Genomic DNA, 12,697 nt, shown 5'->3' with positions numbered 1-12,697 from the left:
CTGCGGGTTTCTTTACCGAGTTCTGATGGGAGCAGTGAATTTTTTGGCACTAAAAATGAATATTAGCCCTGTTGACCGTGGGTGTTCTTTTTGCTACCACACCATGAGGACACGTGCGCGCGCCCCAACACCCCAAAACCACAGCCTGTTCGCTTTACAACATGCAAACATGCGTTCGATAATAGGAGGCATGGAATATCGACAGACAGATGGCAAAACTCGGCGCGTGCACAAGCAGTATGTGGACGTCGTGGCTCGCATCCTCGCGGGCGGACAGGTCGTGCCGGTCACCGTCTGCTGGGTCGACGGTCGTTGCTTTACGATTGACGAGATTGTCTCGACCACTGGGTTTGGCCTGACGGTTCACGGCATTCGTACGGCAACCTATAAGGTGCGTTTTGGCGGGCACGCGACCGAGTTGTATCTGGAGGACCAGACGCGCGAGCGGGCGGACGGCTCGCAGGCACACGTGATGCGTTGGTGGGTGTGGGCGTTCGACCGAACACTCGAGAGCGAGCGCCGCAGGTAAGAACGCGTGGCGTTCGGGTACAATGGCAGGAAACTTGTCAGCTACGGCGCCGTCGCGGTGCTTTTTGAAAGGACGAAATTATGAACGATATCCAGGGCTATCAGAATGGCCCCATCGAGACCGGCGCAAGCCGTGCCAAGGAGATGTCGCCGCGCGCGTACAACCTTGTCATGTCTGCTCTGATCTTTTTGGGCTTTTGCGCCATGGGCGCCGGTGTTTACTTTACGAGCACCATGTCGTTTGCGCGCATGATGATGAGCGGCGCCGCTTTGCCGCTGGTCTTTGGCTCATTTATTTTGACCATCGTTGGCATGGTCATGATGTCGGCTGCTGCCAGCAAACAGTCCGTGGGCCTGTCACTCGTGGGCTACGTGGTCTTTGCGAGCACCTTTGGCCTGACGGCGTCGTTTGGTCTTGCCAACTACGACCTGCCTACCATTAACACCGCCTTTATCGCCACGGCCGCCATCACCTTTGTCTTTGGTGCGCTGGGCGTGACCTTCCCCAAGTTCTTCCAGCGTGTGTATGGCATTGGTTTTGGCATCCTGCTTGCCACGATTCTGGTCGAGATCGTGCTGATGTTCATGGGCGTTTCGCAGTCCATCACCGACCTGATCGTGATCGTGGTGTTCGCCGGCTTCATCGGCTACGACACCTATGTGGCAACGACGGTGCCGCCCACGCTGCCCAACGCCGTGCTCATGGCATCCAACCTGTTCGTGGACATTATCAACGTGTTCCTGCGCATTCTGAACATCCTCGGCCGTCGCGATTAAAGCGCGGCATTGCGATGCTTCCTGCCGGACACGGTAAAACGATGCGAAAGGCGGTCCTTCGGGGCCGTCTTTTTTGTGCGCGGCGGGGTATCATGGATGGGAAAAGCCGATAGCGGCAGCGACAGGAAAGGTGGCCACGTATGGCAGACGTCGACAACAGGAACCGTAACCGCAGGTCCAACCGAGCGGGTCAGCCCAATCCCAAGCGCGAGGCCCGTGCCAAGGCCGCCGAGCGTCACGTGGCAACTGTGTCCGAAGCGTGCGCCAAGGATATCGAGCGTTCGCTTGCCGGTGTTCGCGAGTTTGACGGTATGCCTGCCGGCTTTGTCGCGGCGATGAAGGCCAAGGTTCAGAGTGCTGTGGCCGCCGAAGAGCAGGTCGCCGAGGACGTCGAGAACGCGGAGACTGCCGAGGTCGAGGCGGCGTCCGAGACCGAGGCGGCGCCCGAGCCCGTCGAGGAGCCTGCCGAGGAAATCGCCGAAGCTGAGTCCGCGCCTGCTGAGGAGCCCGCTCCGGTCCTGCCCGAGGTCACTGTGCTTGATGCCTCCGCCACGCAGGCAATCCTCGATAACGGTCGCGGCTATGCGCAGTTCTGCGACATGGCCGTGCTCGCCTTTGCCTCGTTTACCAATCCGGGCGGTGGATATATTCAGGGTTATCTGGGCCAGGAGGCCACGCTGTGCGCCGATTCGTATCTGTACAACGTTCTCGATAAGCAGCGTAAGTGGTACGGCGAGAACCGTCGCCGCAACATCAACTGCGAGCTCTATCGTAACCGCGCCCTAGTGGTGCCTGCGGTGCGCTTCGACCGCAACCACGTGCATGCATACGCCGACGTGATCGTGGCCGCCGCGCCCAACGTTGGGCGCGCCCGCCAGGAGTATCGCGTGAGCGACGATGCTCTGCTGGATGCCCTGCGCGACCGCATTCGCTTTGTGCTCGCCATCTGCGATGAGCTTGGTCGCGAGAAGCTCGTGCTGGGTGCTTGGGGCTGCGACAACAACGGCTTTGATGCCGAGGCCGTGGCCGAGCTCTTCCGCAAGGAGCTCGCGTCGGGCGATTTCAAGGTCAAGCAGGTCTTCTTTGCCGTGCCCTCTACGCGCTGGGACGAGGACTTCGCCAAGTTCGAGCACGTGCTGGCAAACTTCCCCGAGCGCAACGAGGAGTCCTATGCTCAGGTTGCCGCCCGCACCGCAGCCGCCCGTGCCGCCGAGCAGGCTCAGACCGCTGCCGAGGATGACGAGGATGACGACGACTGGCGCAAGTACCTGTAAACGGTGCGCGTGATGCGATATACCGAGCCGACGGGGGCTGCTCCCGTCGGCTTTTTATTGAGTGGGGAGCTTACGATGAAAAACGTTCTATGCTTTGGTGACAGCAACACCTATGGTTACGATCCGGCGGGCATGCGCGACGGCACCGCGGTGCGCTATGCGCAGGATGTGCGCTGGTGTGGCGTGGTCCAACGTGACTTAGGCGAGGGCTGGCATGTAATTGAAGAAGGCCTCAACGGCCGCACGACGGTACGCGACGACATGTGCCATCTGGACACTAACCTCAACGGCATTCGCGCGCTTCCGATGCTGCTCGAGGCTCATAAGCCGCTGGACGCCATTGTGATCATGCTGGGCACCAACGACTGTAAGACGGTCTTTAACGTGACAGCTTCCGATATCGCCCGTGGCGCCATGGCGCTGATTCGCGCCGTCCGCGCGTTTCCGTGGACCGACGCTGCGCCTTGCCCGCGCATCCTGCTGATGGCTCCTATCAAGATCAAGCCGCAGATCGCCGATGTATATATGACCGATTTTGACGAGCGTTCCGTCGAGGCATCTGAACATTTTGGCGAGTACTATGCGCACGTGGCCGAGCAGTTTGGCTGCGACTTTTTGAATGCCGCCGAGTTTGCCGAGCCGGGCGATATCGACTATCTGCATATGATGCCCGAAAGCCACGAGAGCTTGGGACATGCCGTGGCAGCCAAGCTCCAAGAGATGCTCGGTGAGTAGCGCGACCCCAAGCCACCGCAAAGGGGACAGGCACCTTTGCGGTGGTTTTGCCCGGGTAAACGAACGGATTGGCTGCCATATGGGCATGGACGAGCTCATCGACCTCTTTGCCGAGGGCGATGAGCTCGTCTCCAATACCGCTTTTGAGGATTTGGATCTTGCCTACGACGTGGCGAACGGCGCGACCTTCGATGGCGTTGTGTTCCGATCTTGCGAGTTCGATAGCGTTGACTGGAGCGGCTCGACGTTTCGCGACGTGGTGTTTCGCGGTTGCCGCTTTATCCGCTGCAACATGGAAGGCTGCTGGCTCAGCCGCTGCGACTTCGTTGACTGCTCGGCACCGGGACTCAACTTGCTCAAGGCGCGCCTGTCGAGCGTGTCGTTTGGATCGTGCGATTTGAGCTATGCGAACCTTTCGGAGGGACGCATTGGCCCTATGACAGCATGCGATACACGTCTGAGAGAGGCTGCGTTTCAGGGTGCCAAGCTGGGTCAGATACGCCTGGATGGCTGTGACCTGACGCGTGTTGATGTGTTCAAGACGTCGCTTTCCGGCGTTGATGTGTCGCGCTGTGCATTTGCAGCGCCCGTTGTTTCGGGCGATTACCATGAGTTGCGTGGCTTGACGGTCAATGCCGAGCAGGCGCTGGCACTCTCGGGTTTGTTGGGAATTCAACTCGCCGACGAATAGGCGCTCTGGTCCTTTGCTCGACCGCTATCTAAAATCAAACCGTCGCAACATTTAATGATTTTTCGCGTTTGCACGATTTTCATCGAATGTTGCGACGGTTTTTGGTGCAAGGTGGCCTGTCTCTTTTTGGCAGGTTACTGGCTATTTAGTACTGCCACATGTGGTTGACAGGGCCGGAGCCTTTGCCCATGTTCAGGCCGGCGGCCAGAGCGCCTGTCAGGTATGCCTTGCCGGCGTTGACAGCATCGGCAAGATCCATGCCCTGGGCCAGCGCGCAGGCGATGGCGGACGAAAGCGTGCAGCCGGTGCCGTGTGTGTTGCCGGTCTCGATGCGCTTGTGGCGGAACCACGTGGTGAGCGGATCGCCCAGATGGTTGCCCTCGTCATCGAGTGGCGCGGGTTCGGCCAATACATCGTTGGCCTCGTTGACAAGATGCCCACCCTTAACGAGGGATGCGCAACCAAAGCGGCGGGTGAGGAGCATGGCAGCATTTTGCTGTGTGCGCTCGGAGTCGACCTCGTAGTCAAGCAGGGCCATGGCCTCGGGAATATTGGGCGTGATGACGGTTGCTAGTGGGAACAGGCGGCGGGTGAGCGCCTCGGCGGCATCTTCGGCAATCAGCCGTGCGCCCGAGGTGGCTACCATGACGGGGTCGACGACCAGGTTTGTCGCGTTCCAGGTGCTCAGGCGGTCGGCGATAACCTCGATAATCTCGGCAGAGGAAACCATGCCGATCTTGACGGCGCTGGGGCGGATATCGTCAAATACGGCGTCGATCTGCGCAGCGACGATATCAGGGGAGATATTCTGCACGGCGGTGACACCGAGCGTGTTTTGTGCGGTGATGGCGGTGATGGCCGTCTCGGCATACAGGCGGTGCGCCGTGATGGTCTTGATGTCGGCCTGAATGCCGGCGCCACCGCTGGAATCGGATCCTGCGATGGACAGGACGGCAGGTACCTTACTGCGATCCATGTTTGCTCCCTTGTTCGGTCGGAATCAAATGGGTCTTTAAGCCAGCATTATAAAGATGCCCGGGCCGACTCTATGTCGAACCCGGGCGGGCGATGCAATCTTTACGCAAATGTAAGCAAATGTTCACACGTCAACAATTGACGAACACCATGTTACCGATTGTGGCTCCGGTGACGAGTTAGTCCTCCATGCCGAGGTCGATCGTCGTGCCTTCGAACACCTTGTTAACGGTGCGGACGGCGCACATCTTGCCGCACATGGTGCAGGTGCCCTCGGTGGCGGCGGGGGATTCTTCGTAGCGTTTCTTGCCGGTGACCGGGTCGAGAGCACACTTCCACATGGCATCCCAGTCGAGCTTGCGGCGTGCCTGGCCCATCTTGTCGTCCATGTCGCGGGCGTGCGGCACCTTCTTGGCGATATCGGCGGCGTGCGCGGCAATCTTAGTGGCCATGAGGCCATCGAGCACGTCCTGGGCGTTGGGCAGGCACAGGTGCTCGGCCGGCGTCACGTAGCACAGGAAGTCGGCACCGGAGCTGGCGGAGATGGCGCCGCCGATGGCAGCGGTGATGTGGTCGTAACCAACGCCGATATCGGTCACCAGCGGCCCGAGCACATAGAACGGGGCATTGTGGCACAGGCGCTTCTGCAGTTTCATGTTGGCGGCGATCTCGTCGAGCGCCATGTGACCCGGGCCCTCGACCATGACCTGGACGCCGGCGGCCCAGGCACGCTTGCACAGCTTGCCCAGTTCGATCATCTCGGCGGTCTCGGTGGCGTCGTTGGAGTCGTAGAGGCAGCCCGGACGGCAGGAGTCGCCGAGCGAAATCGTCACGTCGTACTCGTGGCAAATCTCGAGCAGCTCGTCAAAGTACTCGTAGAAGGGGTTTTCGTTGCCGGTGACCTCCATCCAGCCAAACAGCAGCGAACCGCCGCGGCTGACGATGTTCATCAGGCGGCCGGTCTCCTTAAAGGTCTTGGTGACCGACTTGTTGATGCCGCAGTGGATGGTCATAAAGTCCACGCCGTCCTCGGCATGCGCGCGCACGACCTCGAACAGGTCGTCCTTGGTCAGCTTGACCAGCGGCTTTTCCATGTAGCCGATGGCGTCGTACATGGGGACGGTGCCCACCATGAGCGGCGTTTCGTCGATGAGCTGCTGGCGGAACTGGCGCGTCTTGCCCGAGTTAGAGAGGTCCATGATGGCGTCGGCGCCAAAGTCCTCGGCGATCTTGACCTTCTTCCATTCCTCGGCGGCATCGGCCTTGTCGCCCGAGATGCCCAGGTTGACGTTGACCTTGGTGGACAGGCCCTCGCCGACACCAAAGGCGCGCATGCCCTTTTTGATATGCACGATGTTGGCGGGAATGGCGATGCGGCCGTCGGCCACACGCTCGCGGATGTACTCGGGGTCGCGATGCTCGCGCTCGGCAACCTCCTTCATCTGCGGCGTAATCTGCCCGGCGCGGGCGAAGTCGATTTGCGTGACGAGCTTGGGCTCGGTCTGTGTGCTCATTGGCACGGCTCCCTTCGTTGGCATTACCCATATCAGGTTTGCGGGTCAGGGCGGGCGCGCCCAGTCTCAGCCTGCCGTCTTGTCCTGCAAGCTCCCCGTTTATGTAATGGGCTCAAGTATAGCTCGAATGGGTACGATTGGCCTAACGAGCGTGCCTGTGGGGAGGCGAACATGGAAGACAAGCATCTATATCGAGAGACGCAATGGGATGTATCGGCCGAGGAAAGCCGTGCGCACCATGGCCTTGTCGCGATTGGTTTTGCGGTGCTTGCCGTGCTGGTGATTGCCTTTTGTATCTGGACGTTTGGCGGTCACGGCAGCGCTGCATGGGAGTTCGAGGCCGACGATGCCCTGCCGATCATGACAGTGAAGGTTACGGGCGGCAATACCGTTGCCGCGCCGGGCGACTATTGGTATCCGCGCGACGAGTTTGTGCAGCTGCAGTTGAGCGGCGGGTCTATTCCGGGCGAAGAAATCGAACGCGTGACGTATGATGCGGCGCTCAAAACGCTGACGGTGAAGCTCAAGAATCAGGGCGACGTGCCTACGACTATGGATATCGCGCTGACGGAATGGCGCTTGGAGCCCCCATCGGGTGTTGCGGTGTCCGAGGTAGAGCACGTTAAGATTACCTACCAAGATGGCTCGACAAACGAAGTTGCCAAAGCCGACGGCTTGGCGGAATAGACGCCGTGCCTGGGCAGCACATTCAAAAGTAGCGGTGGTCCTACAAGGTCTGTTCGTTCAGGAAGACCAAAGTGTTCTTATTTGAAAGCTCGGGAAAGTGACGATAACCAACGTCAAACGCGGTGAGCTCGCTTGCATCCTCGAGCTCGTTTTCTGCCATCCACCGCACCATGGAACCGCGCGCCTTTTTGCTGGCGGTCGACCGTTGGATGGGCTTCCCGTTGCGGATACCCTCGCCAAAAAGGCATGTGACGGCCGTGGCGTCGCCCGCGAGATGGGGCAGAACGGCTTTGGCATACTCTACGCTGGCGAGGTTGACGATCGTGGTGTTTGAGCCTGCCGGGGCGATAGCCTGCGCGAGCTTGTCGCTCCAAAACGCGTAGAGGTCTCGGGCATCGTCAACGGCGAGCTTCGCGCCCATTTCCAGCCGATACGGTTCGACGGCATGAAAGGGGCGTACGCATCCGTAAAGGCCCGAGAGGATCCACAGATGGTCTTGCAGCCATGCGAGCTGCGCGGAATCCATCACCTCGGGCGCCATGCTCTGGTATTGAATGCCGTGATAGGACATGACGGCAGGGGAGAGGTGACGGGCGAGTGCGGGATTGTCGAGATCGCCGTTTCCCAAGATGGGCCCGAACTCATGCAGGGTGTTGAGGCAAGGCCCCAGCAGTTTGTCACTCACGTTCCATAGCGCCTGCAGACCGCCGCTGCCTTCATTCCGCTCGATATCTAGCAGTGCGCGGTGGAGGCGAGCCGTCTCGTGCACAAAAGGTGGAATGCCCAGGACTTCAAAAGCATCCCTGGCCGCGCGCATTTGCTTGGCGGGCGAAATGATGACCTGCAGCATGGACTCTCCTCTGCCAAAAAGGAAGTTGCGGTGGAATACGGTCTGTTTTGGCCGGTTATGGGCCAGTTTAGTCCGTATTTCACCGCAACTGATGAAGGGTTGGTTAGGCGCGCTCGAGGAAGGCCTTGTAGCCGCGGTAGGCCTCGTAGATATCGGCCTTGTTTGCGACCTCCCACAGGGCGTGCATGGACAGGACGGCAACGCCGGAGTCGATGACGTTCATGCCGTACTTGGCCATGATGTAGGCGATGGTGCCGCCGCCGCCCGCGTTGACGCGGCCGAGCTCGCAGGTCTGGAAGTCCACGCCAGCCTCGTCCATGATGTCGCGGACGAGGGCCACGTACTCGGCATCGGCGTCGTTGGAGCCGCCCTTGCCGCGGCTGCCCGTGTACTTGTTAAAGCACAGGCCGCGACCCATGAAGGCCGCGTTCTTGGTCTCGAACTTGCCGGCGTAGCCCGGGTCGAAGCCGGCGGACACGTCGGAGGAGAGCATGCGGCTACAGGCGAGTGCGCGGCGCAGGGCCAGCGGGCTGTCCTCGCCGACGAGCGTCATGATCTCGGCGACGGTGTTCTCGAAGAAGCGGCTCGTCATGCCGGTGGCGCCCACGGAGCCGATCTCCTCCTTGTCGACGATGAGCGTGATGCTCGTGCGCTCGACATCTGCAACATTGATCTGGGCGAGCATGGAGGGGTAGGCGCAGACGCGGTCGTCGTGGCCATAGCCCAAGATCATGGAGCGGTCGAGGCCCATGTCGCGGGCCGGGCCGGCGGGCACGACCTCAATCTCGGCGGAGAGGAAGTCTTCCTCCTCGACGTCGTACTGCTCCTTGAGGATATCCAAGAACATCTGCTTGACGGGCTCCTTGGGGGCGTCCTTGTCGTCCTCGTCAAACTTGACGGGGCGGCCGCCCACGATCACGTCGAGGATCTCGGCGTCGACAGCGTCCTTGGCGGGCTTGGACATCTGCTCGCTCGAGAGGTGGATCAGCAGGTCGGAGATGGTAAAGACCGGGTCGTCCGCCTTGTCGCCGATGTTGATGTCGACGGTGGTGCCGTCCTTTTTGCAGATGACGCCCACGAGCGCGAGCGGGGAGGCCACCCAGTGGTAGCTCTTGACGCCGCCGTAGTAGTGCGTGTCGAGGTAGGCCATGTCGCCGGCCTCGAAGGCGGGATTCTGCTTAAGGTCCAGGCGCGGCGAGTCCACGTGGGCGCCCAGGATGTTAAAGCCCTGCTCGAGCGGGGCGGTGCCAAGGTTGACGAGCATAAGGTCCTTGCCGTGGTTGGCGGCGTACACCTTGTCGCCGGCCTTGAGATCGCGACCTTCGGCGATCACGGTCTCCAGGTCGACGTACCCCGCCTCCTCGGCCATCTTGATGCCGGTCTTGACGCACAGGCGCTCGGTCTTGTTCTCGCTCAAAAACTGCTTATAGCCGTGGCAAAGCTCCTCGAGCTCCTCGATTTGCTGTGGCGTGTACTTTTTCCATGCGCAGGGACGCTCCATGACGCAGGCTCCTTTCGGATCGATCGTGCTGGTTGATGTACCGTGAGCCATCGTATCACGCGCGGGCTCACGGTGGCGGGGGAGCTTGATGTGAGGTGGCCGCGGGGCGGGGAGCGTGTAAACTGGAGTGAGCAAACCGTGCCCAGCCTAAAGCGAGGTATTCAATATGTCTGACAAGCGCCGCACCTTTGCCGTTATCGACGGCAACTCGCTCATGCATCGCGCCTTCCACGCCGTGCCGCCGACCATGAACGCGCCGGACGGTCGCCCCACCAACGCGATTTTTGGCTTTCTGAACATGTTTCTTAAGATGATCGACGCCTTTAACCCCGACGGCGTCGTCGTGGCGTTTGACAAGGGCAAGCCGCGCGTGCGTATGGAGATGCTGCCGCAGTATAAGGCGCAGCGTCCGCCCATGGACCCCGATCTGCACGCGCAGTTCCCTATGATCAAGGAGCTGCTCGCCGCGCTCAACGTGCCGATTCTGCAGTCCGAGGGCTGGGAAGGCGATGACATCCTGGGTACTATGGCGCGCCTGGGCGAGCAGGCCGGCTGTGACATGCTGCTGGTGACCGGTGATCGCGACATGTATCAGCTTGTTACCGAGCACGTCAACGTGGTCTCGACCCGTAAGGGCCTGTCCGACGTGGCGATTATGACGCCCGAGAGCGTGGACGATCTGTATCATGGCATTACGCCGGCGCTCGTGCCCGACTTTTATGGTCTGAAGGGCGACACGTCCGATAACATCCCCGGCGTACCGGGCATCGGCCCCAAAAAGGCGAGCGCGCTCATTGCGCAGTACGGTAGCCTGGACGAGGTCATCGCACATGCCGACGAGGTCAAGGGCAAGATGGGCGAAAACCTGCGCGCACACATCGACGACGCGCTGCTGAGCCGTAAGGTGGCGACCATCCGCACCGATGCGCCCGTTGAGCTCGATTTTGAGGCGACGTCCTTCCCGGCGTTTTCTGCCGATGAGGTTTCCGCGGCGCTGGGTACGCTTGGTATCACCGCCATGCAGAACCGTTTCTTGGCGCTGATCGGCGGCGAGGGCGGGGCCGCTGCTGCCTCCAGTGTGTTTGAGATACCTGCGATGGTTCGCGCGGCCGCCGGCGATGCTGACGCGCTTGGTGCCGTTGCGGCTGAGGTCTCCCGCGCGATTGATGCCGGCGAGTGGGTCGCCGCCGTGGTGGACGACGACAAGGAAGAGGGCGCGCTCTTTGGACTGACGCGCACGCTGTGGTTGGCGACGTCCAAGGGCCTGTTCGCGCTCGAGGAGGGCGACGGCGCCTCCACTGCCGTAGTCGATGGCTTCAACTTCGCTCACGGTGTGATCGCCGGCGTGCTTGCGCGCCTGTTTATGGAGGGCCGCGTGGCGAGCCCGGATACGAAGGCGCTGCTGCACGAGCTTTCGCCCATCGATTCTTCTGAGCCCGAGCTCATGGATCCGCTCGCTGCCGATTCCACGCGTATCTTCGATACCGTGGTCGCTGCCTACCTGTTGGATTCCGACCGCTCCGAGTTTGACGAGGTGTATCTGGCCGATACCTATCTGCAGATGGCGCTGCCTGCGGCGCGCGGTGCAGAGGGCGCCGGCGAGGACGCTCCTGCACCCGCCGCTCGCACGGCGGCCTTGACGCTGGCACTGGTCGCACCGCTGCGCGACCGCATGGCCCGCGAGAACGCTGCCAACGTGTTCGACGGCATCGAGATGCCGCTCGTGCCGGTGCTTGCCAAGATGGAGCGCGCGGGCATGCTCGTGGATCCCGACCGCCTGCGCAATCTGTCCGAGGGCCTGGCGACCCAGATTACCGAGGTTGAGCGAAGCATTCGCGATTTGGCAGGTGATGAGACGTTTAATATCGGCAGCCCCATGCAGCTCTCGCACGTGCTGTTTGACGTTATGGGGCTTCCGACCAAGGGCCTCAAAAAGACCAAGCGCGGCTACTATTCGACCAACGCCAAGGTGTTGAGCGACCTTGCGCGTGACCACGAAATCGTGCGTCTGATCTTGGACTGGCGTGAGAAGTCTAAGATCAAGTCCACCTATCTGGACACGCTGGGCCCGCTGCGTCGTGGTGACGGCCGCGTGCACACCACGTACAACCAGACCATCACGGCAACGGGTCGCCTGTCCTCGAGCGACCCGAACCTGCAGAACATCCCGACGCGCTCGGAGCTGGGTCGTACCGTCAAGACGGCGTTTTCGGCAGGCGAGGGAAGCGTCTTTTTGGCGGTGGACTACTCGCAGATCGAGCTGCGTCTGCTGGCGCATCTCTCGGGTGACGAGCACCTGGTGCGCGCCTTTAACGAGGGCGAGGACTTTCATGCCGAGACGGCAGCGCGCGTGTTCGGTGTGCCGGTGTCCGAGGTAACGCCCGACCTGCGCAGCCGCGCCAAGGCCGTGAACTTTGGCATCGTGTACGGTCAGCAGGCCTATGGTCTGTCGCAGTCGCTGCATATCTCGATGGCCGAGGCGCGCGACATGATCGACCGCTACTACGAGGCCTACCCGGGCGTGCGCACGTTCCTCGACAACGTGGTGGCACGCGCCAAGCAGACGGGCTACGCCGAGACCATGTACGGCCGCCGTCGTCATATTCCGGAGCTCAAGGCCAAAAACCCGCAACTCCGCGGCTTTGGCGAGCGCACGGCCATGAACCACCCCATGCAGGGAACCGCCGCCGACATCATCAAGATCGCCATGGCCCGCGTAAGCCGCCGCCTGGAAGAAGAAGGCTTTGCCGCCCACATGATCCTACAGGTACACGACGAACTGGACTTTGAGTGCCCCGTCGATGAAGTCGAGCGCCTAACCACCATGGTCCGCGACGTCATGGAACACGTAGTAGACCTCCACGTCCCCCTAATCGCCGAAGCCAGCACCGGCATAACCTGGGCCGACGCTAAATAGGAAAGCGCTCCGTAAGGCAAGCTCGCCCAAGACGCAAGCCCCCACATACTTAAGATTTGGGACAAACACTACTGATTAATTTGTCCCACAGTAACCAAAACAGAGGGGAGCCCCTTCCAACAAGGAGCTCCCCTCTGCTCAAATCATTTCAGCTAAGTATCTAGACACTCAAGACGCCATCTTGGCGGCGGGCAAGTAAACCTAGGGCCTGGCCGGGCGGCACGGGTTAACTTTTCGTAGATTCCGCA

11 protein-coding genes are annotated in these 12,697 nt (G+C 61.0%); 7 read left to right on the top strand and 4 right to left on the bottom strand.

Annotation, left to right across the window (positions count from 1 at the left end):
• Positions 1-190 precede the first annotated feature (190 nt).
• From GT571_RS01815 to GT571_RS01795, 5 genes are all read left to right on the top strand, one after another.
• Entirely contained in the window at positions 191-529 is a 339-nt protein-coding gene (locus tag GT571_RS01815; RefSeq protein WP_147327487.1) for a hypothetical protein, read from the top strand.
• A gap of 80 nt (positions 530-609) precedes the next feature.
• Positions 610-1,305, top strand: coding sequence for a Bax inhibitor-1 family protein (locus tag GT571_RS01810; RefSeq protein ID WP_117647240.1), 696 nt, complete (start codon positions 610-612; stop codon positions 1,303-1,305).
• Between the two features lie 140 nt (positions 1,306-1,445).
• Entirely contained in the window at positions 1,446-2,579 is a 1,134-nt protein-coding gene (locus GT571_RS01805; RefSeq protein ID WP_161155059.1) for a TIGR02452 family protein, read from the top strand.
• A 75-nt stretch (positions 2,580-2,654) separates the two neighbouring features.
• Entirely contained in the window at positions 2,655-3,314 is a 660-nt protein-coding gene (locus GT571_RS01800) for an SGNH/GDSL hydrolase family protein (protein ID WP_117584214.1), read from the top strand.
• Between the two features lie 79 nt (positions 3,315-3,393).
• On the top strand, positions 3,394-4,005 hold the full coding sequence (locus tag GT571_RS01795; protein WP_161155058.1) for a pentapeptide repeat-containing protein: 612 nt from the start codon (positions 3,394-3,396) through the stop codon (positions 4,003-4,005).
• Positions 4,006-4,150: 145 nt separating this feature from the next.
• Here the strand turns inward: GT571_RS01795 and thiD are convergent, their stop codons facing one another.
• Positions 4,151-4,981 (bottom strand): bifunctional hydroxymethylpyrimidine kinase/phosphomethylpyrimidine kinase, encoded by an 831-nt coding sequence (gene thiD / locus GT571_RS01790; protein ID WP_161155056.1) that lies wholly within the window; start codon positions 4,979-4,981, stop codon positions 4,151-4,153.
• A gap of 178 nt (positions 4,982-5,159) precedes the next feature.
• Entirely contained in the window at positions 5,160-6,494 is a 1,335-nt protein-coding gene (gene thiC, locus GT571_RS01785; protein ID WP_099431544.1) for a phosphomethylpyrimidine synthase ThiC, read from the bottom strand.
• A gap of 171 nt (positions 6,495-6,665) precedes the next feature.
• Here thiC and GT571_RS01780 point away from each other — a divergent pair, with 171 nt between their 5' ends.
• Positions 6,666-7,181 carry a hypothetical protein gene (locus GT571_RS01780; RefSeq protein ID WP_161155054.1) on the top strand — a complete coding sequence of 172 codons (516 nt, stop codon included), beginning with the start codon at positions 6,666-6,668 and terminating at the stop codon, positions 7,179-7,181.
• Between the two features lie 40 nt (positions 7,182-7,221).
• Here GT571_RS01780 and GT571_RS01775 read toward each other — a convergent pair whose 3' ends face one another.
• Both GT571_RS01775 and GT571_RS01770 read right to left on the bottom strand, forming a co-directional pair.
• Positions 7,222-8,031: a YaaA family protein gene (locus GT571_RS01775; protein WP_161155053.1), complete on the bottom strand. Its 810-nt coding sequence runs from the start codon at positions 8,029-8,031 to the stop codon at positions 7,222-7,224.
• Positions 8,032-8,134: 103 nt separating this feature from the next.
• Positions 8,135-9,532: an aminopeptidase gene (locus GT571_RS01770; protein WP_161155051.1), complete on the bottom strand. Its 1,398-nt coding sequence runs from the start codon at positions 9,530-9,532 to the stop codon at positions 8,135-8,137.
• Between the two features lie 166 nt (positions 9,533-9,698).
• Between GT571_RS01770 and polA the strand changes: the two genes are divergently transcribed.
• Positions 9,699-12,449, top strand: coding sequence for a DNA polymerase I (polA, locus tag GT571_RS01765; protein WP_161155049.1), 2,751 nt, complete (start codon positions 9,699-9,701; stop codon positions 12,447-12,449).
• Positions 12,450-12,697: the final 248 nt, after the last annotated feature.

The sequence above is a fragment of the Collinsella aerofaciens genome (assembly GCF_009876115.1).
Classification (GTDB): domain Bacteria; phylum Actinomycetota; class Coriobacteriia; order Coriobacteriales; family Coriobacteriaceae; genus Collinsella; species Collinsella aerofaciens_N.
The sequence above is the reverse complement of the archived record's forward strand: the minus strand, read 5'-3'. Positions and strand labels throughout refer to the sequence as shown.

What these genes read in the sequence shown, in the direction of transcription:
- polA (WP_161155049.1), top strand. Translation starts at nt 9,699, where the DNA reads ATGTCTGACAAGCGCCGCACCTTTGCCGTTATCGACGGCAACTCGCTC.
- GT571_RS01770 (WP_161155051.1), bottom strand. Translation starts at nt 9,532, where the DNA reads ATGGAGCGTCCCTGCGCATGGAAAAAGTACACGCCACAGCAAATCGAG.
- GT571_RS01805 (WP_161155059.1), top strand. Translation starts at nt 1,446, where the DNA reads ATGGCAGACGTCGACAACAGGAACCGTAACCGCAGGTCCAACCGAGCG.
- GT571_RS01795 (WP_161155058.1), top strand. Translation starts at nt 3,394, where the DNA reads ATGGGCATGGACGAGCTCATCGACCTCTTTGCCGAGGGCGATGAGCTC.
- thiD (WP_161155056.1), bottom strand. Translation starts at nt 4,981, where the DNA reads ATGGATCGCAGTAAGGTACCTGCCGTCCTGTCCATCGCAGGATCCGAT.
- GT571_RS01780 (WP_161155054.1), top strand. Translation starts at nt 6,666, where the DNA reads ATGGAAGACAAGCATCTATATCGAGAGACGCAATGGGATGTATCGGCC.
- GT571_RS01810 (WP_117647240.1), top strand. Translation starts at nt 610, where the DNA reads ATGAACGATATCCAGGGCTATCAGAATGGCCCCATCGAGACCGGCGCA.
- GT571_RS01775 (WP_161155053.1), bottom strand. Translation starts at nt 8,031, where the DNA reads ATGCTGCAGGTCATCATTTCGCCCGCCAAGCAAATGCGCGCGGCCAGG.
- GT571_RS01815 (WP_147327487.1), top strand. Translation starts at nt 191, where the DNA reads ATGGAATATCGACAGACAGATGGCAAAACTCGGCGCGTGCACAAGCAG.
- thiC (WP_099431544.1), bottom strand. Translation starts at nt 6,494, where the DNA reads ATGAGCACACAGACCGAGCCCAAGCTCGTCACGCAAATCGACTTCGCC.
- GT571_RS01800 (WP_117584214.1), top strand. Translation starts at nt 2,655, where the DNA reads ATGAAAAACGTTCTATGCTTTGGTGACAGCAACACCTATGGTTACGAT.